Here is a 24,125-nt window from a genome sequence, read left to right as displayed (position 1 = left end):
AAGCCCGCTCCCACATTGACCGAGTCGTTTATTCGGCCTTTTTCACCGGCTTGCTCGCATCCATCCCGAACCACTTCTCCGACAACGCCGCCAGCCGGCCATCGGCCTTCACTCGTTGCAAGGCCTTGTCCAGGCTGGCCTTGAACGCCGGGTTACCCTTCTGGAACGGAATCGCCAGGCTCAGCGTCGGGCCGACGTCTGCGCCTTCCTTCACCGGCAGCTGGCTGTCGCGAATCGCGTAGGGAATCAGCAGCCGGTCACTGATGGCGGCATCGATCTGTTGATCGGCAACGTCCTTGAGCGGCTGCCTGGCATCGGCATAGCTGCGCAAATCAACGCCCTCGGCGGTGCGCGCCTGCTCCACAAACTGGCTGCCCTGGGCCACGCCCAACGCCTTGCCCTTGAGCGCCGCAAAGCTGCCCAACGGGCGCTGTTCCTGCTTGCGCACGATCAGCTGTGCGCTGGAGTAGCTGTAGGGCTCGCTGAAGTCGAAACGATCCGCCAGTTCAGGAGTCATAGCGATATGGTTGATGGCCACGTCGTACTTGGCGCTTTCCACGCCGGGCAGCAACTCGGCGGCATCGACAGTGATAAAGGAGGGGCGTACGTCCATTTCCTTGGCCAGCAACTCACCCAGCTCCACTTCAAAACCGGTGAGTTTGTCGCCTTCCTTGAAGTTGAAGGGCGGGGTGTTGGCTTCCATTGCGATGCGCAGTTCCCCGCGGTCAAATACATCGTCGATCAGTTCGGCATGGGCCAAGGGACTTGCAAGGGGCAGTAAAAGTAACAGGCCAGGCAGGAAACGCATGGTCGCTCCTAAAGAATTCGAATGAGCGAAGCGTTGTTCAGGCTCGCTTTGCTATGGTGTTGAATGCCTTGGACAGCAATTTGTCGCGAAGTTGTCATAACCCTACAGATTTCCCGGAAAAACTGGAGAAGTGAATGAAAGCCTTTTTGACCCGTGCAACCCTGGCCAGCCTATTGCTGGGCGCTTCGATGCTGGCGACCGCTGCTGATGGCATCCCGCGCAGCGCTCCACCAGAAGGTGCCAAAGTGTTCATCGTGTCGCCCAAAGATGGCGCCACCGTCGATAAAACCTTCACCGTCAAATTCGGCATGGAAGGCCTGAAACTGGCCCCGGCAACCAGCCAGGACCCGGGCACCGGCCACCACCACCTGCTGATCGACCAGAAAGAATTGCCGGATGCCAGCGTGCCGATCCCGGCCACCGACACCGTGATCCACTACGGCAAGGCCCAGACCGAAACCGAGCTGACCCTCACCCCAGGCAAGCACACGCTGCAACTGGTAGCCGGCGACAAACTGCACATGCAGTTCAACCCGACTGTAGCCTCGAAAGTCATCACGGTTAACGTCAAGTAAGATTTGTTCAGACAAAAAAAGGGAGACCCGAGGGTCTCCCTTTTTTATGCGCGTTTAGCGATTAGAACAACACGCGGCTACGGATAGTGCCGTTGATGTGCTGCAGCTTCTCTTGCGCCAGGTCCGAATACTCGGCGTCTACGTCGATAACCACGTAGCCGACTTTCTCGTTGGTCTGCAGGAACTGACCGGAAATGTTGATGCCGTTTTCCGCGAAGACCTTGTTGATCTCCATCATCACGCCAGGGATGTTCTGGTGGATGTGCAGCAGACGGTGCTTGCCAGGGTGCGCCGGCAGAGCCACTTCCGGGAAGTTGACCGAGGACACCGACGTACCGTTGTCGCTGTACTTGACCAGTTTCTCCGACACTTCCAGGCCGATGTTGGCTTGGGCTTCAGCGGTGGAACCGCCGATGTGCGGGGTCAGGATCACGTTGTCCAGGCCACGCAGCGGGCTTTCGAAGATGTCGTCGTTAGAGCGCGGCTCAACCGGGAACACGTCGATGGCGGCGCCGATCAGGTGCTTGTCCTTGATCGCGTCGGCCAGGGCGTCCAGCTCGACCACGGTGCCGCGTGCAGCGTTGATCAGGATCCCGCCCTTCTTGATGGCGCGGATTTCCTTCTCGCCGATCATCCACTGGGTCTCAGCGGTTTCCGGTACGTGCAGGGTCACGATGTCGGACATGCCCAGCAGCTCGGTCAGGCTCGACACCTGAGTGGCGTTACCCAATGGCAGCTTGGTCAGGGTGTCGTAGAAGAACACCTGCATGCCCAGGCCTTCGGCCAATACCGACAGTTGAGTACCGATCGAACCGTAACCGACGATACCCAGCTTCTTGCCGCGGATTTCGAAGGAGTTGGCTGCGCTCTTGATCCAGCCGCCACGGTGGCAGGAAGCGTTCTTCTCGGGAATACCGCGCAGCAACAGGATCGCCTCGGCCAATACCAGCTCAGCAACGGAGCGGGTGTTGGAGTACGGTGCGTTGAACACCGCGATGCCGCGCTCGCGCGCTGCGTTGAGGTCGACCTGGTTGGTGCCGATGCAGAAACAGCCGACAGCTACCAACTTCTTGGCGTGATCGAAGATCTCTTCGGTCAGCTGAGTGCGGGAGCGAATGCCGATAAAGTGCGCGTCGGCGATCTTTTCCTTGAGCTGGGCTTCCGGCAGAGAACTGGTGATGTACTCAATGCTGGTGTACCCGGCGGCCTTCAGGACTTCGACGGCCGATGGGTGGACGCCTTCCAGAAGAAGGAACTTGATCTTGCTCTTATCGAGAGAAGTCTTGCTCATCTGCGTAAACCTGTATCCCGGAGAAAAATGGCAGGGAATCGGATCACGTAAGCTGACCCGGACGGCAGGAAAGCCGTCACCGCAGAACGCCCTTGGGCACTATCCTGCGGGGGCGGTATGCTAGCATACGTGCCCCGCTAAACACCCATTCCTGCGACGTGAAGCGTTCTCAGGATGACCATGAATTGTTCGAGAGTTCTGTCGATGACCCATCCTGCCCTGATTGATGAGCTGAAGACCCTGGTTGAGCCTGGCAAGGTCCTGACCGATGCTGACTCCCTTGAGGCTTATGGCAAGGACTGGACCAAGCATTTCGCGCCGGCCCCGGTGGCCATCGTCTTCCCGAAGACCACCGAGCAGGTGCAGGCCATCGTCCGTTGGGCCAATGAGCACAAGGTCGCGCTGGTGCCGTCCGGTGGTCGTACCGGCCTGTCGGCCGCTGCCGTCGCTGCGAATGGCGAAGTGGTTGTGTCGTTCGACTATATGAACCAGATTCTCGACGTGAACCTCACCGACCGCACCGCCGTGTGCCAGCCGGGTGTGGTCACCAAGCAATTGCAGAACGTCGCCGAAGAAAAAGGCCTGTACTACCCGGTGGATTTCGCCTCGTCGGGTTCCAGCCAGATTGGCGGCAATATCGGCACCAATGCCGGCGGGATCAAGGTCATTCGCTACGGCATGACCCGTAACTGGGTCGCCGGTATGAAAGTCGTCACCGGCAAGGGCGACCTGCTGGAACTGAACAAAGACCTGATCAAGAACGCCACCGGCTACGACATGCGCCAGCTGTTCATCGGCGCTGAAGGCACCCTGGGGTTTGTGGTCGAAGCGACCATGCGCCTGGACCGTGCGCCGAAAAACCTTACCGCGATGGTGCTCGGCACCACCGACTTCGACTCGATCATGCCGGTGTTGCACGCCTTCCAGAGCAAGCTGGACCTGACCGCCTTCGAATTCTTTTCCGACAAGGCCCTGGCCAAAGTCCTCGGTCGCGGCGACGTGCCGGCGCCGTTCGAGTCCGACTGCCCGTTCTACGCGCTGCTGGAATTTGAAGCGACCACCGAAGAAGTGGCCAACGATGCCCTGGCCACGTTCGAACACTGCGTCGAGCAGGGCTGGGTGCTGGACGGCGTGATGAGCCAGAGCGAAACCCAACTGCACAACCTGTGGAAGCTGCGCGAGTACATCTCCGAGACGATCTCCCACTGGACGCCGTACAAGAACGACATTTCGGTGACTGTGTCGAAAGTACCGGCCTTCCTCAAGGAAATCGACGCGATCGTCGGCGAACACTACCCGGACTTCGAAATCGTCTGGTTCGGCCACATCGGCGACGGCAACCTGCACCTGAACATTCTCAAGCCGGAAAACCTGAGCAAGGACGAGTTCTTCGCCAAGTGCGCCACCGTCAACAAGTGGGTGTTCGAGACCGTGCAGAAGTACAACGGCTCGATCTCCGCCGAACACGGCGTGGGCATGACCAAGCGCGATTACCTGACCTACAGCCGTTCGCCGGTTGAAATTGAATACATGAAGGCAGTGAAAGCGGTGTTCGACCCGAACGGGATCATGAACCCGGGCAAGATTTTCGCTGTTTAACAGTCCCTGAAGGAGTCGGTCCATGAGCTACCAGCACAAGTATGTCGACGGCACCAATATTCACTTTCCCCTGGGGAAGGTGGTGTGCATCGGGCGTAACTACGCCGAACACGCCAAGGAACTGGATAACCCGGTACCCACCGAGCCGCTGCTGTTTATCAAGCCCGGCAGTTGCGTAGTGGCACTGGAAGGCGGTTTTGCCATCCCTACCGAGCGCGGTTCGGTGCATTACGAAGCGGAAATCGCGGTGTTGATCGGCAAGCCGTTGTCGGCCAAACCGAGCCGCGAGGAAGTGCTGGACGCCATCTCCGGCTTCGCCCCGGCCCTGGACCTGACCCTGCGGGACAAACAGGCCGAGCTGAAAGCCAAGGGCCTGCCGTGGGAAATCGCCAAGTCGTTTGACGGTGCGGCGGTGATTGCCCCGTTCGTGGTCGGCAGCACCTTCCCGGATGTGACGGATATCGGCATTCGCCTGACCATCAATGGCGAAGTGCGCCAGGACGGCAACAGCGCGATCATGCTCAACCCGATCATCCCGATGATCCAGTACATGGCCGGCTGCTTCTCGTTGCAGGCCGGGGATGTGATCCTCACCGGTACGCCGGCAGGCGTGGGCCCGCTGAATGTGGGTGACGAGCTGGTGCTGGAATTGCCGGGTGTGAGCCGCTTCGAAAGCAGCGTTCGCTGAATACCTGGCGAAACGCGGTCAAAAATGTGGGAGCGGGCTTGCTCGCGAAAGCGGTGTATCAGTGACAGATTCAGTGACTGATACTCCGCATTCGCGAGCAAGCCCGCTCCCACATTTGATCTGTGTACTGCCACCCAATCGGGTTTTTGCATTTTTTTCACACCCCATCCGGATAATCCTCAGCCTCCTGCGCGCGGACCTTTTGATCCTGTGCTATCCCCTAAAGCTGACTTTCTGGAAAGCGTAATGGCCGTGCCTCTCCCATCCGTAAAACCCACGTTTCGTTCACGCCTTGCCATGCGCTGGTATTCCTGGCTGTTCCTCGCCGGCGCGATCATTTACGGCGTGGCCTGGGCGATGCACTGGGACGACCGCGGTGTGTTGTGGCTGGCGGAGGGTTTCGAAACCCCGGCCGAGCGCCTGGAAAGCGTCTGGCTCCCGGACTACCACGCGGTGATCGACGCCAAGCTGCTGCCCGGCATGGAGAAGGACGAAGCCTCGGACCTCACCTACAACCCGCTGACCAAGACCCTGTTCTCGGTGATGGGCAAGAACCCGTTCCTGGTTGAACTGACCCTGCAAGGCGACGTGCTGCGCAAGATGCCGCTCAACGGCTGGAACAACCCGGAAGGCGTGACCATGATGGAAAACGGCCTGATGGCCGTGGTCGATGAGCGCCAGCACAGCCTGACCATCGTCAAGGTCGACCCGCAGACCCAGCAGTTGAACAAAGCCGACTTCCCGTCCTATGACCTGGGCCCGTCCAAGGACCAGAACAAAGCCTTTGAGGCGGTCACCTGGGACAAGCGCAACCAACAGCTGATCCTCGGCGAAGAACGCCCACCGGCCCTGTTCACCTGGAAAAGCGACGGCAGCCAGACCCTCTCCGGCGCCAAGCAAAAGCTCGCCAGCACTGAACTGGACATGCGCAACCTGTCGGCGCTGACCGTCGACCCGCGTACCGGCCACCTGCTGGCGCTGTCGGCGGACTCCCATCTGTTGCTGGAACTGGACGAGAAGGGCGAGCAGGTCAGCTTCATGACCTTGCTGGGTGGCTTCAATGGCTTGAAAAAGACCATCCCGCGTGCCGAAGGCGTGACCATGGACGAGAACGGCACGCTGTATATGGTCAGCGAGCCGAACCTGTTCTATCGCTTCGAGAAGCAGGCGCAGTAGTTCGATTACGTCAGATTTTTCTCTATCTGCGGCATAAGCCAGACACCCGGGGCGTTTAAGTTTAAATTCAGGCGACCGTGATATTCATTCGCCAGTTTTTACTCTGAGCCCCGCCCGATGCGTCGACTTGCCCGCCCCAAACCTGCTTTTTTTATCCTGATCCTGATCGCCCTGGTGGCGTGCGGTGTGGTTGCCCAGCAATTGCGCCTGTTCGAGCGTGCCTGGTTCAACTGGCAATCCTGGCGCAATCCCGCCGGGGAGCACTCCATTGGCCTTGGGGATTACCGGGTGGCCCTGGAGGCGCAGGTGATCGACGGCCTCAACGATGATGTCTCGGCACTGACCTTTGATCCGGTGCGCAACAGCCTGTTTACCGTGACCAACAAGAACGCTGAGCTGGTCGAACTGTCCCTGGACGGCAAAATCCTGCGGCGCATTGCGCTGGTGGGGTTTGGCGATGCCGAGGCCGTGGAGTACATCAGCGACAACACCTACGTGATCAGCGACGAACGCCAGCAGCGGCTGATCAAGGTCCATGTGGATGACGACACCCAATTCCTCGATGCCGCCGACGCCGAGCAAATGACCCTCGGCGTGCACCTGGGCGGCAACAAGGGCTTCGAAGGCCTGGCCTATGACTCGGTGGGCAAGCGCCTGTTTGTGGCCAAGGAACGCGACCCGATGCTGATCTACGAGGTCCACGGCTTTCCGCATTTCAAACCGGAAAAAACCTACTCGGTGCACGTGATCAACAACCCCAAGCGCGATGCCGGGTTGTTTGTGCGCGACCTGTCGAGCCTGCAATACGACGAGCGTAGCGGTCATCTGCTGGCGCTGTCGGATGAGTCATTTTTGGTGCTGGAACTGGATATCGACGGTCGCCCCCTGAGCAGCCTGTCGCTGCTCAAGGGGCGCCATGGCCTGAAGCAGCGCGTGCCTCAGGCCGAGGGGATCGCCATGGACAACGACGGCACGTTGTACATGGTCAGTGAGCCCAATCTTTTCTATGTATTCAAAAAAACCAAGTCTTGAGTCATGTGCAGAACAAATGTGGGAGCGGGCTTGCTCGCGAATGCGGTGTATCAGGCGCCATATTCAGTGACTGACACTGCGCATTCGCGAGCAAGCCCGCTCCCACACGGGTTTTGCATTACGCCTTAAGCGTTTTTACGCCTTCCGGGGTGCCCAGCAGCAGTACGTCAGCCGGACGGGCCGCAAACAAACCGTTGGTGACGACGCCGACGATCGCGTTGATCTGGCGCTCCAGTTCCACCGGGTTGGTGATCTGCATGTTGAACACGTCGATGATGATGTTGCCGTTGTCGGTCAGCACGCCTTCGCGGTACACCGGGTCGCCGCCCAGTTTCACCAGTTCGCGGGCCACGTGGCTGCGGGCCATCGGGATCACTTCCACCGGCAGCGGGAACGCGCCGAGTACCGGCACCAGTTTGCTGGCGTCGGCGATGCAGATGAAGGTCTTGGCCACGGCCGCAACGATCTTCTCGCGGGTCAGGGCTGCGCCGCCGCCCTTGATCAGGTTCAGGTGTGCGTCGCTTTCATCGGCGCCGTCGACATAGAACTCCAGGTCGCTGACGGTGTTCAGCTCGTACACCGGAATACCGTGGCCCTTGAGCCGCGCAGCGGTGGCTTCGGAGCTGGCAACCGCGCCGTCGAACGCGCCCTTGTGCAGGGCCAGCGCATCGATAAAGCAATTGGCGGTGGAACCGGTGCCGACACCGACGATGCTTTTATCGTCGAGTTTAGGAAGGATTAAATCGACGGCGGCCTGGGCCACTGCCTGTTTGAGTTGATCCTGGGTCATGCGGGCTCCGGAACGGGCGGGGAGTAAAGAGGGGCGCGAGTATAACCCAACAAAACCTCGGTTTTCGTGTGGTCGCCCGGCCAAACGCTGGGTTAGACTCCTTGGCCCTGCCCAACCCGCCCAGTGATGCTTTCCGATGCTTGAACAGTACGTCAAAAAGATCCTCACCTCGCGCGTTTACGACGTTGCCGTAGAAACCCCGCTGCAGACCGCCCGCCAGCTCTCCGAGCGGCTGGGCAACAAGGTCTGGCTCAAGCGCGAAGACTTGCAGCCGGTGTTCTCGTTCAAGATTCGCGGTGCCTATAACAAGCTGACCCAACTGAGCGCCGAAGAACGGGCGCGCGGCGTAGTCACCGCTTCGGCGGGCAACCATGCCCAGGGCCTGGCCCTGGCGGCCAAGGTGCTGGGGGTCAAGGCCACCATCGTGATGCCCAAGACCACCCCCGAGATCAAGGTCGAAGGCGTGCGTTCCCGTGGCGGCAAAGTGGTGCTGCACGGGGATTCTTTCCCGGAAGCCCTGGCGTATTCGCTGAAGCTGGTCGACGAAAAAGGCTACGTCTACATTCACCCCTACGATGATCCGCACACCATTGCCGGGCAGGGCACCGTGGCGATGGAGATCCTGCGCCAGCACCCGGGGCCGTTGGACGCGATTTTCGTCCCGGTGGGCGGCGGCGGCCTGATTGCCGGTATCGCGGCCTACGTGAAATACCTGCGGCCCGAAATCAAGATCATCGGCGTCGAGCCGGACGACTCCAACTGCCTGCAAGCCGCCATGGCGGCGGGCGAGCGCGTGGTACTGCCGACCGTGGGCATCTTCGCCGACGGCGTGGCGGTGGCGCAGATCGGCCAGCACACCTTCGACATCTGCAAGGATTACGTGGATGAAGTGATTACCGTCAGCACCGATGAAATCTGCGCGGCGATCAAGGACATCTACGACGACACCCGCTCCATCACAGAACCTGCTGGCGCCCTGGGCGTGGCGGGTATCAAGAAATACGTCGAGACCCGTGGCATCACCGGGCAAACCCTGGTGGCCATCGATTCCGGGGCCAACGTCAACTTCGACCGCCTGCGCCATGTGGCCGAGCGCGCCGAGCTGGGGGAAGGCCGCGAAGCCATCATCGCCGTGACCATCCCCGAGAAACCGGGCAGCTTCAAGGCCTTTTGCGAAGCCGTGGGCAAGCGCCAGATTACCGAATTCAACTACCGCTACCACTCAGGCCGCGAGGCGCACATCTTTGTCGGCGTGCAGACCCACCCGGAAAACGACCCGCGCAGCGCGCTGATCGCCAGCCTCACCAGCCAGGGTTTCCCGGTGCTGGACCTGACGGAAAACGAACTGGCCAAGCTGCACATCCGCCATATGGTCGGCGGCCATGCGGCGCACGTCAGCGACGAGGTGGTGTTCCGCTTCGAATTCCCGGAACGTCCGGGGGCACTGTTCAACTTCCTTAACAAATTGGGCGGGCGCTGGAACATCTCGATGTTCCACTATCGCAACCACGGCGCCGCCGATGGGCGCGTGGTGGCGGGCCTGCAAGTACCGGCGGACGAGCGTCACCTGGTGCCGGCGGCGCTGGAGGCCATTGGCTACCCGTACTGGGATGAAAGTGATAACCCGGCCTACCAGCTGTTCCTCGGTTGAGCGACTACGCTGACTGGGCGGCCTTCAAGGAATCGAGAACATGGAAACGCTGACCACCCTTAAAGTTATCCACATCGCGGCCACGGTGTTGCTGCTGCTCAGCGGCGTCGCGTTGGCGGTGCTGGCCTGGCGCAAACGCAGTGCCGGGCCGGCCTATACCGTGCAGCGGCCGTGGGTGTTTGTGTGGTTGTTGATGGGCATTTGCGTGGTGAGCATGCCGTTCACCGGCTGGTGGCTGGCGCACCTGATCGGCTGGCCGCTGGGGCAAACCTGGATCCTGGGTTCCAGCGTGATCTACACCGTGGCGGCGCTGAGCTGGTTCTGGCTGGTGGTGCGGCTTAATCGACTGCGGCTGGGCGGGGCGGGGAGTTTGAACTTTACCGTGGCGTTGGCGGTGGTGAGCCTGGTGGGGTTTGTGGCGATTGCCGGGTTGATGGGGGCCAAGCCGGTTTAAGGCTTGAGACCGAGTTGCCTCCATTCGCGAGCAAGCCCGCTCCCACATTTGACTGCATTCCAAAGGTGGAACTCGAGCAAATGTGGGAGCGGGCTTGCTCGCGAAAGCTTTATCAGCCGCGCAGGCTAATCACCGGCCAACCACGCTTCTCAGCCTCAGCCCGCAGATTCGGATCCGGATCCACTGCCACTGCATGCGTCACCTGCTCCAGCAGCGGCAGGTCATTCATCGAATCGCTATAGAAGTAACTGTCCTCCAGGCTAAACCCGGTCTCTTCCAGCCAGCGATTCAAGCGCGTCACCTTGCCCTCGCGAAAGCACGGGATATCCGTACTGCGCCCGGTGTAACGGCCATCCTGCATCTCGCATTCCGTCGCAATCAAGGTTTCAACCCCCAGCCGCTCGGCAATCGGCGCCGTCACAAAACGGTTGGTCGCGGTGATGATCACCAGCTTGTCGCCCGCCGCCCGGTGCTTGGCCAGCAACTCAACTGCCTTGGGCAGCACGATCGGCTCGATGCAGTCGCGCATGTAGTCGCGATGCCATTCATCCAGCTGGGCCATCTCGGTGCGGCCGAGGATTTCCAGGCAGAAGTTCAGGTACTCGGCGTTATCCAGCTTGCCGGCCAGGTAGTCCTGGTAGAACTCGTCGTTGCGGGCCTTGTAGGCCACGGCGTCGAGAATCCCGCGTTCACAGAGGTAATCGCCCCAGGCGTGATCGCTGTCACCCCCCAAAAGCGTGTTGTCCAAGTCGAATAAAGCCAGGCGCATTGCAGTTACTCGCTGAAAAGTCTGTAAAAAGGCGTCCAGAATACGGTCTTTTCACAAGAGTGCACATAAGGTAAGCAGCCTCGTTGCCGCTGTATCAATCTTTGTGGAACAATGCGGTGACATGCGTTTGCGAGGTTGTTGCCGTGATCGACCCCGATGGTTTCCGTCCTAATGTCGGGATTATTCTTACGAATGATGCCGGACAGGTGCTATGGGCTCGCCGTATCAACCAAGATGCCTGGCAGTTTCCTCAAGGCGGAATCAACCCCGACGAAACCCCTGAAGACGCCTTGTACCGTGAGTTGAACGAAGAAGTAGGCCTTGAACGTGAAGATGTGCAAATTCTGGCCTGCACCCGAGGCTGGTTGCGCTATCGTTTGCCGCAACGTCTGGTGCGTACCCACAGCCAACCGCTGTGCATCGGCCAGAAACAGAAATGGTTTCTCCTGCGCCTGATCTCCAATGAGCAGCGGGTGCGGATGGATTTGACCGGTAAACCGGAGTTCGATGGCTGGCGCTGGGTCAGTTATTGGTATCCGTTGGGCCAGGTGGTGACATTCAAGCGCGAGGTTTATCGTCGCGCTCTTAAAGAGCTTGCCCCGCGCCTTTTAGCGCGCGACTGACGACGGAGTTCGACCCCGAGCCATGCTCAATACGCTGCGCAAGATCGTCCAGGAAGTTAACTCCGCCAAGGATCTCAAGGCGGCGTTGGGGATTATTGTGTTGCGCGTCAAGGAAGCCATGGGCAGCCAGGTCTGCTCGGTTTACCTGCTGGACCCCGAGACCAACCGTTTTGTCCTGATGGCCACCGAGGGCTTGAACAAGCGCTCCATCGGCAAGGTCAGCATGGCGCCCAATGAAGGTCTGGTGGGCCTGGTGGGGACGCGTGAAGAACCCCTGAACCTCGAAAACGCGGCCGATCACCCGCGTTATCGCTACTTTGCCGAAACCGGTGAAGAGCGCTACGCCTCGTTCCTCGGTGCGCCGATCATTCACCACCGCCGCGTTGTCGGCGTGTTGGTCATCCAGCAGAAAGAACGCCGCCAGTTCGACGAAGGTGAAGAAGCCTTCCTTGTGACCATGAGCGCGCAGCTCGCCGGGGTTATCGCCCACGCCGAGGCCACCGGTTCGATTCGCGGCCTGGGGCGCCAGGGCAAGGGCATCCAGGAAGCCAAGTTCGTCGGCGTGCCGGGTTCGCCGGGTGCTGCTGTCGGTACCGCCGTGGTCATGCTGCCGCCCGCCGACCTGGACGTGGTGCCGGACAAGACCGTCACCGACATCGACGCTGAAATCATCCTGTTCAAGACCGCCCTCGAAGGCGTACGCAATGACATGCGCACCCTCTCGACCAAGCTGGCCACCCAGCTGCGGCCTGAAGAGCGGGCGTTGTTCGACGTGTACCTGATGATGCTCGACGACGCGTCCCTGGGCAGCGAAGTCAAGGACGTGATCAAGACCGGCCAGTGGGCCCAGGGCGCGCTGCGCCAGGTGGTCACCGATCACGTCAACCGTTTTGAATTGATGGACGACGCCTACCTGCGCGAGCGCGCCTCGGACGTGAAGGACCTCGGTCGCCGTCTGCTGGCCTACCTGCAGGAAGAGCGCTCGACCACGTTGGTGTACCCCGACAACACCATCCTGATCAGTGAAGAACTGACCGCCACCATGCTCGGCGAAGTGCCGGAAGGCAAACTGGTGGGCCTGGTCTCGGTACTGGGTTCGGGCAACTCCCACGTCGCGATCCTGGCGCGGGCCATGGGCATTCCGACGGTGATGGGTCTGGTGGACCTGCCGTATTCCAAGGTCGACGGCATCGAAATGATCGTCGACGGCTACCACGGCGAGGTCTACACCAACCCCAGCGAAGTGCTGCGCAAGCAATACGCCGAAGTGGTGGAAGAAGAACGCCAGCTGTCCCAGGGCCTCGACGCCCTGCGGGAACTGCCGTGCGTGACCCTCGACGGCCACCGCGTACCGCTGCTGGTCAACACCGGCCTGCTGGCGGACGTGGCACGTGCACAACAGCGCGGCGCCGAAGGGGTGGGCCTGTACCGCACCGAAGTGCCGTTCATGATCAACCAGCGTTTTCCGAGTGAGAAGGAGCAGCTGGCAATTTATCGCGAGCAACTGTCCGCCTTCCATCCGTTACCGGTGACCATGCGCAGCCTGGACATTGGCGGCGACAAGTCACTGTCGTATTTCCCCATCAAGGAAGACAACCCCTTCCTTGGCTGGCGCGGTATTCGCGTTACCCTCGACCATCCTGAAATCTTCCTCGTCCAGACCCGCGCGATGCTCAAGGCCAGCGAAGGCCTGAACAACCTGCGCATCCTGCTCCCGATGATCTCCGGCACCCACGAGCTGGAGGAAGCCCTGCACCTGATCCACCGGGCCTGGGGCGAAGTGCGCGACGAAGGCGCCGACGTGCCGATGCCGCCGATTGGCGTGATGATCGAGATTCCGGCGGCGGTGTACCAGGCCAAGGAGCTGGCACGGCAGGTGGACTTCCTGTCGGTGGGCTCCAACGACCTGACCCAGTACCTGCTGGCCGTGGACCGCAACAACCCGCGGGTGGCCGACCTCTACGACTACCTGCACCCGGCGGTGCTGCAAGCCTTGCAGAACGTGGTGCGCGATGCCCATGCCGAAGGCAAGCAGGTGAGTATCTGCGGCGAGATGGCCGGTGACCCGGCGGCGGCTGTGCTGTTGATGGCGATGGGCTTTGACAGCCTGTCGATGAACGCCACCAACTTGCCGAAGGTGAAATGGATGCTGCGCCAGATCAACCTGAGCCGGGCCAAGGAGCTGCTGGCGGAGTTGATGACTATCGACAACCCGCAAGTTATCCACAGCTCGCTGCAATTGGCGCTGAAGAACCTTGGGTTGGCGCGGATGATCAACCCGGCGTCTGCAAAGAGCCTCTAACCGGATTTCAGAGCCTGTCCCCAATCGAAATGTGGGAGCGGGCTTGCTCGCGAAAGCGGTGCATCAGTCAGCTTATGTATTGGCTGACACGCCGCCTTCGCGAGCAAGCCCGCTCCCACATTTGGTTTGCGTGAGGTTCAGATTTTGAGTTCAACTTCACCCAACTGTCCGCCATAGGGCCCAAAACTGCGCTCCACGATATGCCGCGTCCCGTCGGCATTCACAATCAGCGCCGTACTCGCCCGCGTCCCGTAACTGGGACTGGCAATAAACACACTCGACAGCAAACTCTCCGTCGCCAAGCCCACGCCGGTGTCCGGCAAGTCAGCAAACGGCGCGGTCTGCGGGTCGCTCAAAATCCCCAGCAAGGCTTCAGGCTGCGGATCGTCCAGCACTTCTGTCAGCGCCGCCTTGGCCTTCAACAACTTCGGCCACGGCGTATCCAGCCCTGCATTGGATAACCCATAAACCCCCGCCACCAATGGTGTCGGCGCAGATTCCTTGGCGTTGTAATGCCAAAGCTCGTCCCGCGTCCCGACCAGCAGGTTAAACCCGGCATATTCAATCGATCTGCCATTAACGTCGGTCAAATAGTCGTCAATCGACAGCGAACTGCTGAGAAAGCGCGCCACCAACTCACCCCGCGACTTACGCGCCGGCGGCTGGTGCGGGTCACGGATATTGGTCAGCGCCGCAAAGCGCCCGTCTGCGCCAACTCCCAGCCAGGTCCCGCCCGCTTCCTGGTCCCTGCCCGCGTAAACATGGGGCGCATCCAGCCACTGGGCCAACGGCAAACTGGGCCGGGCATAAAATTCATCACGGTTGGCCGCGACGATCAGCGGCTGGGCGTGGCCCGGCCGCCAGGCGAAAACAATCAGGCACATAAGGCGATCCCTTTGTGTTTTGCCCACTCTACCCATAGAACCCTGTGCTTTGCATCCGTTAACATGCCGGTCTGTTTTCGGGGGCTCCCATGGAATTTCTGCTGTATTTGCTGCTGGGATCCTGCGCGGGCATGCTCGCCGGGCTGTTCGGCGTGGGCGGCGGCATCATTATTGTGCCGGTGCTGGTGTTCAGCTTCACCTTGCAGGGCTTCGATCCCGCGGTGCTGACCCACCTCGCTGTCGGCACGTCCCTGGCGTCTATTATCTTCACGTCGGTGAATGCGGTGCGTGAGCATCATCGGCGCGGCGCCGTGCGCTGGCCGATCTTCGTATGGATGGCCGTGGGTATCCTGCTGGGCGCGGGCGTTGGCGCGCTGACCGCCGAGGCGATCTCCGGGCCGCATCTACAGAAGATCATCGGTGTGTTCGCCCTGGTGATCGCCGTGCAGATGACTCTGGAGCTCAAGCCCAAGGCCAGCCGCCAGGTGCCGGGCAAGCTTGGCCTGACCCTGGCGGGTGGCGTGATCGGCTGGTCGTCGGCAATTTTCGGCACCGGCGGCGGTTCGTTGACCGTGCCGTTTCTGACCTGGCGCAGCGTGCCGATGCAGCAGGCAGTGGCCACTTCGTCGGCCTGCGGCTTGCCGATCGCCCTGGCCAGTGCGTTAAGTTTCATGATTCTGGGCTGGCATGATCCGCTGCTGCCCGATCATAGTCTCGGCTTTGTGTACTTGCCGGCGCTGCTGGGCATCGCCCTGACCAGCATGGTGGCGGCCCGTTTCGGCGCGCGCCTGGCGCACCGGTTGTCGCCGCGCTTGCTCAAGCGGCTGTTCGCCGGGCTGCTGTTTTGCGTAGGGCTGAATTTTTTGCTGTAACGCAGGCTTAATCGCGCACCGGCATGGTCCGATGCGCCATGACTATTGATTTAACGAGGAGTCGCAATGCTGCCTTACCCGCAGATCAACCCGGTGGCCGTGGCCATCGGTCCGCTGCAAATCCACTGGTACGGGTTGATGTACCTGATCGGCATCGGCGGTGCCTGGCTGCTGGCTTCCCGGCGCCTGAACCGTTTCGACCCGACCTGGACCAAGGAGAAGCTCTCCGACATGGTGTTCTGGATGTCGATGGGGGTCATCGTCGGCGGACGCCTGGGGTATGTGCTGTTCTACGACCTGCCAGCCTACATCGCCAACCCGACGCTGATCTTCGAGGTGTGGAAGGGCGGCATGGCGTTCCACGGCGGGTTTGTGGGGGTGATGATCGCCGCCTGGTGGTTTGGCCGGCGTAACGGCAAGTCGTTCTTCCAGTTGATGGACTTCGTCGCACCGTTCGTGCCGATTGGCCTGGGTGCCGGGCGCATCGGTAACTTCATCAACGCCGAACTGTGGGGCAAGCCGACTGACGTGCCGTGGGCCATGGTGTTCCCGCCGTTCAGCGACCCGGCGCAATTGCCGCGCCACCCCTCGCAGCTGTACCAGTTCGCCCTGGAAGGCGTGGCGCTGTTCCTGATCCTCTACATCTTCTCGCGCAAGCCACGCCCGACCATGGCCGTTTCGGGGATGTTCGCGTTGTTCTACGGGATCTTCCGCTTTATCGTCGAGTTCGTACGGGTGCCGGATGCGCAGCTGGGCTACCTGGCGTGGGGCTGGGTGACCATGGGTCAGATTCTCAGCCTGCCGATGATCATCGCCGGCCTGGGCCTGCTGTGGTGGGCTTACAATCGCCCGCAAGGCATCAAGAACACCGCGCTTTAAATTCGAACGCCGGGGCCCGAGGGTCCCTGCTTCAACGATACAGGTATACACATGAAGCAATATCTCGAACTACTGAACGATGTCGTGACCAATGGCCTGACCAAGGGCGACCGCACCGGCACCGGCACCAAGGCCGTGTTTGCCCGTCAGTTTCGGCATAGCTTGGCCGACGGCTTCCCGCTGCTGACCACCAAGAAGCTTCACTTCAAAAGCATCGCCAATGAATTGATCTGGATGTTGAGTGGCAACACCAACATCAAGTGGCTGAACGAAAATGGCGTGCGTATCTGGGACGAATGGGCCACCGAAGACGGCGACCTGGGCCCGGTGTACGGCGAGCAGTGGACCGCCTGGCCCACCAAGGACGGCGGCAAGATCAACCAGATCGACTACATGGTCGAGACGCTGAAGACCAACCCCAACAGCCGCCGCATCCTGTTTCACGGCTGGAACGTCGAGTACCTGCCGGACGAGACCAAAAGCCCGCAGCAGAACGCCCGGGACGGCAAGCAAGCGCTGCCACCTTGCCACCTGCTGTACCAGGCGTTTGTGCATGACGGTCATCTGTCGATGCAGTTGTACATCCGCAGCTCAGATGTATTCCTCGGCCTGCCGTACAACACCGCTGCCCTGGCGTTGCTCACCCATATGCTGGCCCAGCAGTGCGACCTGATCCCTCACGAGATCATCGTCACCACGGGCGACACCCACGCCTACAGCAACCATATGGAACAGATCCAGACCCAGCTGGCGCGCACGCCGAAGAAGCTGCCGGAACTGGTGATCAAGCGCAAACCCGCGTCGATCTACGATTACAAATTCGAAGATTTTGAAATCGTGGGCTATGACGCTGATCCGAGCATCAAGGCCGATGTAGCGATCTAAAAGCGATCTCGGTCCAAATGTGGGAGCGGGCTTGCTCGCGAATACGGTGTATCAGAAACACATTCAGTGGCTGACACACCGTATTCGCGAGCAAGCCCGCTCCCACATTTTTTTGTGTACACATCAATGGCCGTGGCTTCTGCCCACATGTGAGGGCTCAGCCTCGCTGGCCGCGACACTCCCGCTGACTTCCAGTCGCTGCAAAATCCCGCACTGATCCAGATCCGGCCCGCCGCCGCAGCGTTGGCGCAGGTCGAGCAACTGTTCCTGCAACGCCAGCAGCCCGTCGATCCGCGCCTTGACGTGGTGGATGTGCTCGTCAATCAATGCATTCACGCTTTCGCACTGGTCCTGAGGACTGTCACGCAGGCCCAGCAGGCTGCGAATTTCCTCAAGGGTCATGTCCAGGCTGCGGCAGTTGCGGATAAACACCAGCCGTTCGGTGTGCGCCTGGGTGTACAGCCGGTAATTACCGTCACTGCGCGCAGGCGGCGGCAGCAGGCCTTCTTTCTCGTAATAACGGATGGTTTCCACCTGGCAATCCGTCAATTTTGCCAATTCGCCGATCTTCATCGCAGCAATCTCCAAAAGGATGCTTGACCCTATAGTGGCTACAGGGTCTTTACTTGGCAACAGGCACCTTTACGGACGCGACAGAATGAGCGATTCCATCCACACCCCGCACAAGCACGACCATGATCATGACCACGCGCACGATCACGGCCCCAAGCTCAAACCTGTGCAGAAGCACGACCATGGCAGCCATGGCGATTCCTGCTGTTCCAGCAAGGCCGCGCCGGCGCTGGTGAAGCTGACTGAAGCCCCGACAGCGGGCTCGCGGCTGAGCACCTTCCGCATCGAAGCCATGGACTGCCCCACCGAGCAGACGCTGATCCAGAACAAACTGGGCAAGCTTGCGGGTGTGCAGCAGCTGGAATTCAACCTGATCAACCGCATTCTCGGCGTCACTCACAACCTGCCGACGACCGCGCCGATCATCGACGCCATCAAGTCCCTGGGCATGCAGGCGGACCCCATCGAAGAAGGCGTCGCCCCGGCTGAGCCGCCGGCGAAGAAGCACTGGTGGCCGCTGGCCGTGTCCGGCGTGGGCGCGCTGGGGGCTGAAGTGCTGCACTTCACCAACGCAGCCCCGACGTGGGTGATTGCCCTGGTCGCGCTGATCTCGATCTTCAGTGGCGGCCTCACCACCTACAAAAAGGGCTGGATCGCCCTGAAAAACCTCAACCTGAACATCAACGCCCTGATGAGCATCGCCGTCACCGGCGCGATCCTGATCGGCCAGTGGCCGGAAGCGGCGATGGTGATGTTCCTGTTCACCGTGGCCGAGTTGATCGAGGCCAAGTCCCTGGACCGCGCACGTAATGCCATCAGCGGCTTGATGCAGATGACGCCGGAACAGGCCACGGTCCGTCAAGCGGACGGCAGTTGGGTTGAACAGGACGTTAAAGTTATCGAATTGGGCTCTATCGTGCGGGTTCGTCCCGGCGAGCGCATTGGCCTGGACGGTGAAGTCACCTCCGGCCAGTCCACCATCGACCAGGCGCCGATTACCGGTGAAAGCCTGCCGATCGAAAAGACCGTGGGCGACAAAGTCTTCGCCGGCACCATCAACCAGGCCGGCTCCCTGGAATACAAAGTCACTGCAGCCGCCAACAACTCCACCCTGGCGCGGATCATCCACGCCGTGGAACAGGCCCAGGGCGCCCGCGCGCCAACCCAGCGTTTTGTCGACACCTTCGCCAAGGTCTACACCCCGGCGGTGTTCATCTTTGCCCTGGGTGTGGCGTTGATTCCGCCGCTGTTCATGGGCGGTGTGTGGTTTGAATGGGTCTACCGCGCACTGGTATTGCTGGTGGTCGCGTGCCCATGTGCACTGGTGATTTCCACCCCGGTGACCATCGTCAGCGGCCTGGCCGCCGCGGCGCGCAAAGGCATCCTGATCAAGGGCGGTGTGTACCTGGAGGGTGGCTACAAACTCGACTACCTGGCCCTCGACAAGACCGGCACCATTACCCACGGCAAGCCGGTGCAAACCGATTACCTGGCGCTGTTCCCGAACATGGAAGACAGCGCGCCGGCCCTGGCCGCCAGTCTGGCCGGGCGTTCCGATCACCCGGTGTCCCTGGCCATCGCCAACGCGGCTGTGGATAAGAATCTCGCCGTTCACACGGTGGATAACTTCGAGGCCCTGACCGGTCGCGGTGTGAAGGGTGAAATCAATGGCGAGGTCTACTACCTGGGCAACCACCGTCTGGTGGAAGAGCTGAACCTGTGCTCGCCGGCCCTGGAGAAGAAGCTCTTCGCCCTGGAAAAACAAGGCAAGTCCGTGGTCCTGCTGCTGGACAAGTCCGGCCCGCTGGCGCTGTTCGCCGTGGCCGACACCGTGAAGGACACCAGCCGCGAAGCCATCCAGCAGTTGCATGACCTGGGCATCAAGACCCTGATGCTGACCGGCGACAACACCCACACGGCCAAGGCGATCGCCGATCAGGTGGGCATCGACCAGGCCCAGGGCGACTTGTTGCCCACCGACAAACTGCAAGCCATCGAAGCGCTCTACGCCAAGGGCCACCGGGTGGGCATGGTCGGCGACGGTATCAATGACGCCCCGGCCCTGGCCCGTTCCGAGATCGGGTTTGCCATGGCGGCGGCCGGTACCGACACCGCCATCGAGACCGCCGACGTGGCCCTGATGGATGATGACCTGCGCAAGATTCCGGCATTCATTCGGCTGTCGCGGCAAACGTCGAGTATCCTCAAGCAGAACATCGCCCTGGCCTTGGTGATCAAGGCGATCTTCCTCGCGGTGACCTTCCTTGGAATGGCCACCATGTGGATGGCGGTGTTCGCCGACATGGGCGTGAGCCTGCTGGTGGTATTCAATGGTCTGCGCCTGTTGCGCAAATAGTCGATGAGAGGGTGGCGTGCTGAGTGCCGAGCTGAAGGCGTTTTACATGGTCGCCCGCCTGGGCAGTATTACCCAGGCGGCGAAAAAGCTCGGGCTGAGCCAGCCCACCGTGACCACCCAGATTCGTCACCTGGAAAGCCAGTACTCGGTGGAGCTGTTCTACCGAGGCGGGCGCCGCCTGACCGTCAGTGATGAAGGTGCGCGGCTGTTGCCGATGGTCAAGGCGCTGTTGCAGCAGGAAGCGGATATCGAGTTTTTCCTGCGCAACAGTGGCCAGGTACAAGGGGCCTTGAGGATTGCCGCGACGGCACCTTATTACATCCTCGACCTGGTCAAGACCTTCCGCGAGCGGCTGCCGCAGGTCGAGGTTTCGGTGGAGATCGGCAACTCCCAGCAGGTGCTGGAAGCGCTGGATGACTACCGCGTCGACGTCGCCGCCTCGTCCCAATTGCTTGAAGACCCGCGCCTGATCCGGCGGGTACTGGGCATGGACCCGCTGGTGCTGGCGGTGCATCGCAATCATCCGCTGGCGGTGCTTGAACATGTACCGCTGACCGCGCTGGCCGGGCATACCTTGCTGATGCGCGAGCCGGGGTCGACCACCCGTCGATTGACTGAAGAGATGTTGCAGGGCGCCGGTGTGAGTTACGGGCCGTTGCTGGAGATCGGCAGCCGGGAATCGATCCGTGAGGCGGTGTTGCGCAATATCGGCATCAGCATCATTGCCCGCCAGGAAGTGCCCCACGACCCGCAATTGCGCGTGCTGACCATCGAAAATGCGCCGCAGATTCCCGAGTATTTGTACTGCCTCAAAGAGCGAAAGGGCGCCCGGTTGCCGGCGGCTTTCCTGGGGTTGGCGCAGGAAATGTCTCCTCTCTGATCGTTCCCACGCTCTGCGTGGGAATGCCGGCCTGGACGCTCCGCGTCCGCTCTTAAGGTCGTGACGCGGAGCGTCACAGGATGTATTCCCACGCAGAGCGTAGGAACAATCTGTTGGCACAACCCAAATCCACCAATACCACTATCGCCACGTTTTGCCTTTCTGCCACAAGAGGGACGCATTGCCTGCCTAGGATGACCTTCATCAGTTTGATGAGGTGCCTCCATGAACACAGCCATGACAAACCCCGGCGCGCCAATGAAGGTGCGCGGTGTACAGAAACGCTTCGGCGCCTTCACCGCGCTGGATAACGTGTCCCTGGACGTCGCCGCTGGCGAACTGGTGTGCCTGCTGGGCCCGTCGGGCTGCGGCAAGACCACCTTGCTACGCTGCATCGCCGGCCTGGAGCGCCAGGACAGCGGCGAGTTGTACCTCGGCGACCGCGATGTTTCCCTACTGGCACCCCAGGCTCGGGACTACGGCATTCTGTTCCAGTCCTACGCGCTGTTTCCCAATCTCACCGTCGAAGCGAACATCGGCTACGGCCTCACCGGCAGTGGCCGCGATGAAGTGCGCAAGCGCGTCGGGCAGATGCTGGAACTCGTAGGCCTGGTGGGCAGCGAAAAGAAATACCCCGGCCAACTTTCCGGCGGCCAACAACAGCGTGTAGCACTGGCTCGCGCCCTGGCGCCGGCGCCGTCCTTGCTGCTGCTGGACGAACCCATGTCGGCCCTCGACGCCCGGGTGCGCGAGCATCTGTGCACCGAGCTGCGCCAATTGCAGCGCCGCTTGGGCATCACCACCCTGATGGTCACCCACAACCAGGACGAGGCCATGCTGATGGCCGACCGCATTGCCGTGATGAACAACGGCAAGGTCGAGCAGTACGCCACGCCCCAGGAAATCTACGACCGCCCGGCCACACCGTTCGTGGCCGAGTTTGTCGGCCAGGGCAACTGGCTGCCGTTCAGTCGCAACAGCGCCAGCCACGCTCAGGTTGGCGGCATGAATATGCGCCTGGCGGACAACGCAGGCGTCGCGAAATCGGGCCGTCTGTTCTGCCGCCCGGAAGCCATCAGCGTCAACCCGCCGGTGCATGAAGAAAACCTGTTCCCGGCCAAGGTCCGCGAGATCACTTTCCTCGGCAACCGCTGCCGCATGAGCTTCGAGCTGGACCAACTGCCCGGCCATCCGCTGCTGGCCGAATTGGCCCCGGAAGCCATGCCGCGCCTTGGCGCCCAGGACATCTGGGTCGCGCTGCCCCCGCGCAGCCTGCAGGTGTTTGCCTGAGATGGCCCGCGATATGACTCTGCCGATACCCGATAACGTGGCTCGTCAGGTTTCCCGTGCCGAAGTCGGCGACCGTATTTTTGTGGTCGGCGGCAAGCTGTTATGGCTGTGCCTGCTGGGCGTTGCGGTACTGCTGCCGCTGCTGGCGATCTTCTGGCGCGGCTTCAGCAGTGAAGCCGGGCAGGGCGGTGGCCTGGTGGCGGCGCGGGAGTTGGTCACCAGCGACAATTTCCACTGGCTGCTCGGTAACAGCCTGAAGGTTTCCGGCAGCGTTGCCGCCATCGTCGTACCACTGGCTTATCTGTTTGCCTACGCTTTGCAACGCACGCTTATTCCGGGCAAGGCGATCTGGCGCGGCATGTCGCTGCTGCCGTTGATGGCGCCGTCGATGTTGCCCGGGATTGCGCTGGTCTACCTGTTCGGCAACCAGGGCATGTTGCGCGGGCTGCTGTCGGACAACATCTATGGCTTCTGGGGCATCGTCCTCGGCGAAGTGATCTACACCTTTCCCCATGCCTTGATGATCCTGTTGTCGGCGCTTTCCCTGGCGGATGCACGTTTGTTCGATGCCGCATCGAGCATGGGCGCGAGTCCCGCCCGGGCGTTTCGCAGCATCACCTGGCCGGCGACGCGCCAGGCCGTGTTTGCCGCGTTTTGCCTGGTGTTCACCCTGACCATCACCGACTTCGGTGTGCCTGTTGTAGTGGGCGGCGACTACCAAGTGTTGGCGCTGGAAGCCTACAAAGCCGTGGTCGGCCAGCAGCAATTCGGGCGGGGCGCCTTGATCGGCATGGTCCTGCTGCTGCCGGCGCTGTTCAGCTTCGGTGTCGACGCCTGGTTGCGCCGCCGCCATGGCGACTCCATGAGCGGCCGCGCCCAGGTGTTCCAGCCGGCACCGTCGAAGCTGCGGGACGGCTGCTACCTGGCCATCGTCCTGCTGATCTGCGCGATCCTGCTGCTGGTGTTCGGCATGGCGGTCTACTCATCCCTGGTGAAATTCTGGCCCTACAACCTGTCGCTGTCCCTGGCCCACTACCAGTTTGAAGATACGGCCGGCGGCGGCTGGCTGGCCTACCGCAACAGCATCACCATGGCCCTGTGCACCGCGTTGATCGGCAGCGTGCTGATCTTCACCGGCGCCTACCTGATGGAAAAGACCAAGGGCCAGAAGGGCCTGAACCTGGCGCTGCGCATGCTCAGCTTCGTGCCGATGGCGGTGCCGGGGTTGGTGCTCGGCCTAGGCTACGTGTTCTTTTTCAACCTCAACGGCAACCCGCTGCATGTGCTCTACGGCACCATGACGTTGCTGGTGGTGTGCACCATTGCTCACTATTTGACCACCGCCCAAATGACCGCCACCACGGCCCTGCGCCAACTGGACGCGGAATTCGAAGCCGCCGCGCTGTCGCTGAAGGCGCCGCTGTACCGCCATTACCTGCGGGTCACCGTGCCGATCTGCCTGCCGGCGCTGCTGGACATCGTGCGCTACCTGTTCGTCTCGGCGATGACCACCGTCTCCGCCGCGATCTTCCTCTACAGCCCCGACACCATCCTCGCCGCCGTCGCCGTACTGAACATGGACGACGCCGGCAACGTCGGCGGTGCGGCGGCCATGTCGACCCTGATCCTGTTCACCTCGGCGGGCGTGTCCTTGCTGCTGGCGTGGGCCTCACGCGGCTTGTTGCGCCGCTCCCAGGCCTGGCGCCAAACCGCGCCCGGCCAATAATTCACCCATAAAGGAACTGCAC

Annotated in this window: 22 protein-coding genes; 16 read left to right on the top strand and 6 right to left on the bottom strand. The window is 61.3% G+C overall.

Annotated elements, in window-relative coordinates; translation table 11 throughout:
- Positions 1–28 precede the first annotated feature (28 nt).
- A complete protein-coding gene (locus HX801_RS15680; RefSeq protein WP_177022348.1) occupies positions 29–808 on the bottom strand; it encodes a transporter substrate-binding domain-containing protein in 780 nt (259 codons plus the stop codon).
- Between the two features lie 134 nt (positions 809–942).
- Here HX801_RS15680 and HX801_RS15675 point away from each other — a divergent pair, with 134 nt between their 5' ends.
- Entirely contained in the window at positions 943–1,383 is a 441-nt protein-coding gene (locus tag HX801_RS15675) for a DUF4399 domain-containing protein (RefSeq protein WP_003213848.1), read from the top strand.
- A 61-nt stretch (positions 1,384–1,444) separates the two neighbouring features.
- Here HX801_RS15675 and serA read toward each other — a convergent pair whose 3' ends face one another.
- Positions 1,445–2,674, bottom strand: a complete 1,230-nt coding sequence (gene serA / locus HX801_RS15670; protein WP_003213846.1) for a phosphoglycerate dehydrogenase — start codon at positions 2,672–2,674, stop codon at positions 1,445–1,447.
- Between the two features lie 204 nt (positions 2,675–2,878).
- On the opposite strand from serA, the gene HX801_RS15665 reads away from it, so the two are divergent.
- The 4 genes from HX801_RS15665 to HX801_RS15650 all read left to right on the top strand — a co-directional run bounded on the left by HX801_RS15665 (position 2,879) and on the right by HX801_RS15650 (position 7,169).
- Positions 2,879–4,273, top strand: a complete 1,395-nt coding sequence (locus tag HX801_RS15665; RefSeq protein ID WP_003213844.1) for an FAD-binding oxidoreductase — start codon at positions 2,879–2,881, stop codon at positions 4,271–4,273.
- Positions 4,274–4,295: 22 nt separating this feature from the next.
- Positions 4,296–4,961: a fumarylacetoacetate hydrolase family protein gene (locus HX801_RS15660; protein ID WP_003213842.1), complete on the top strand. Its 666-nt coding sequence runs from the start codon at positions 4,296–4,298 to the stop codon at positions 4,959–4,961.
- Positions 4,962–5,207: 246 nt separating this feature from the next.
- Positions 5,208–6,137: an SdiA-regulated domain-containing protein gene (locus tag HX801_RS15655; RefSeq protein ID WP_177022347.1), complete on the top strand. Its 930-nt coding sequence runs from the start codon at positions 5,208–5,210 to the stop codon at positions 6,135–6,137.
- Positions 6,138–6,254: 117 nt separating this feature from the next.
- The gene (locus HX801_RS15650) at positions 6,255–7,169 is read left to right on the top strand and encodes an SdiA-regulated domain-containing protein (protein WP_003213837.1); all 915 of its coding nucleotides are present in this window, start codon (positions 6,255–6,257) and stop codon (positions 7,167–7,169) included.
- Between the two features lie 118 nt (positions 7,170–7,287).
- Here HX801_RS15650 and rpiA read toward each other — a convergent pair whose 3' ends face one another.
- Positions 7,288–7,959 (bottom strand): ribose-5-phosphate isomerase RpiA, encoded by a 672-nt coding sequence (rpiA, locus tag HX801_RS15645; RefSeq protein WP_008438935.1) that lies wholly within the window; start codon positions 7,957–7,959, stop codon positions 7,288–7,290.
- 136 nt (positions 7,960–8,095) lie between these two features.
- Here rpiA and ilvA point away from each other — a divergent pair, with 136 nt between their 5' ends.
- Positions 8,096–9,610 (top strand): threonine ammonia-lyase, biosynthetic, encoded by a 1,515-nt coding sequence (ilvA, locus tag HX801_RS15640; protein ID WP_003213834.1) that lies wholly within the window; start codon positions 8,096–8,098, stop codon positions 9,608–9,610.
- A gap of 40 nt (positions 9,611–9,650) precedes the next feature.
- On the top strand, positions 9,651–10,064 hold the full coding sequence (locus tag HX801_RS15635) for a DUF2269 family protein (RefSeq protein ID WP_177022346.1): 414 nt from the start codon (positions 9,651–9,653) through the stop codon (positions 10,062–10,064).
- A gap of 112 nt (positions 10,065–10,176) precedes the next feature.
- On the opposite strand, the gene HX801_RS15630 is transcribed toward HX801_RS15635, so the two are convergent.
- Entirely contained in the window at positions 10,177–10,833 is a 657-nt protein-coding gene (locus HX801_RS15630; RefSeq protein ID WP_008438940.1) for an HAD family phosphatase, read from the bottom strand.
- Positions 10,834–10,976: 143 nt separating this feature from the next.
- Between HX801_RS15630 and HX801_RS15625 the strand changes: the two genes are divergently transcribed.
- Both HX801_RS15625 and ptsP read left to right on the top strand, forming a co-directional pair.
- Positions 10,977–11,456, top strand: a complete 480-nt coding sequence (locus HX801_RS15625; RefSeq protein WP_003176750.1) for an RNA pyrophosphohydrolase — start codon at positions 10,977–10,979, stop codon at positions 11,454–11,456.
- A 22-nt stretch (positions 11,457–11,478) separates the two neighbouring features.
- Positions 11,479–13,758 (top strand): phosphoenolpyruvate--protein phosphotransferase, encoded by a 2,280-nt coding sequence (gene ptsP / locus HX801_RS15620; protein ID WP_003213828.1) that lies wholly within the window; start codon positions 11,479–11,481, stop codon positions 13,756–13,758.
- A gap of 137 nt (positions 13,759–13,895) precedes the next feature.
- On the opposite strand, the gene HX801_RS15615 is transcribed toward ptsP, so the two are convergent.
- Entirely contained in the window at positions 13,896–14,642 is a 747-nt protein-coding gene (locus HX801_RS15615) for an NRDE family protein (RefSeq protein ID WP_177022345.1), read from the bottom strand.
- 89 nt (positions 14,643–14,731) lie between these two features.
- Between HX801_RS15615 and HX801_RS15610 the strand changes: the two genes are divergently transcribed.
- The 3 genes from HX801_RS15610 (at position 14,732) to HX801_RS15600 (ending at position 17,278) form a co-directional block, all read left to right on the top strand.
- Positions 14,732–15,514, top strand: coding sequence for a sulfite exporter TauE/SafE family protein (locus HX801_RS15610; protein WP_003213825.1), 783 nt, complete (start codon positions 14,732–14,734; stop codon positions 15,512–15,514).
- A 66-nt stretch (positions 15,515–15,580) separates the two neighbouring features.
- A complete protein-coding gene (lgt, locus tag HX801_RS15605; protein WP_003213823.1) occupies positions 15,581–16,393 on the top strand; it encodes a prolipoprotein diacylglyceryl transferase in 813 nt (270 codons plus the stop codon).
- Between the two features lie 51 nt (positions 16,394–16,444).
- Positions 16,445–17,278: a thymidylate synthase gene (locus HX801_RS15600; RefSeq protein WP_003213821.1), complete on the top strand. Its 834-nt coding sequence runs from the start codon at positions 16,445–16,447 to the stop codon at positions 17,276–17,278.
- A gap of 123 nt (positions 17,279–17,401) precedes the next feature.
- On the opposite strand, the gene cadR is transcribed toward HX801_RS15600, so the two are convergent.
- On the bottom strand, positions 17,402–17,851 hold the full coding sequence (cadR, locus tag HX801_RS15595) for a Cd(II)/Pb(II)-responsive transcriptional regulator (RefSeq protein ID WP_017476559.1): 450 nt from the start codon (positions 17,849–17,851) through the stop codon (positions 17,402–17,404).
- 85 nt (positions 17,852–17,936) lie between these two features.
- Here cadR and HX801_RS15590 point away from each other — a divergent pair, with 85 nt between their 5' ends.
- From HX801_RS15590 to HX801_RS15575, 4 genes are all read left to right on the top strand, one after another.
- Complete coding sequence (locus tag HX801_RS15590; RefSeq protein WP_177022344.1) at positions 17,937–20,207, top strand: heavy metal translocating P-type ATPase; 2,271 nt, start codon at positions 17,937–17,939, stop codon at positions 20,205–20,207.
- Positions 20,208–20,223: 16 nt separating this feature from the next.
- Positions 20,224–21,087: a LysR family transcriptional regulator gene (locus HX801_RS15585; RefSeq protein ID WP_008438952.1), complete on the top strand. Its 864-nt coding sequence runs from the start codon at positions 20,224–20,226 to the stop codon at positions 21,085–21,087.
- 225 nt (positions 21,088–21,312) lie between these two features.
- Positions 21,313–22,377 (top strand): putative 2-aminoethylphosphonate ABC transporter ATP-binding protein, encoded by a 1,065-nt coding sequence (locus HX801_RS15580; protein WP_023659299.1) that lies wholly within the window; start codon positions 21,313–21,315, stop codon positions 22,375–22,377.
- Between the two features lies 1 nt (position 22,378).
- Complete coding sequence (locus tag HX801_RS15575) at positions 22,379–24,103, top strand: putative 2-aminoethylphosphonate ABC transporter permease subunit (RefSeq protein WP_063026460.1); 1,725 nt, start codon at positions 22,379–22,381, stop codon at positions 24,101–24,103.
- Positions 24,104–24,125 lie beyond the last annotated feature (22 nt).

It is taken from the genome of Pseudomonas sp. G1002, from assembly GCF_013385455.1.
Lineage (GTDB): Bacteria > Pseudomonadota > Gammaproteobacteria > Pseudomonadales > Pseudomonadaceae > Aquipseudomonas.
The sequence above is the reverse complement of the archived record's forward strand: the minus strand, read 5'-3'. Positions and strand labels throughout refer to the sequence as shown.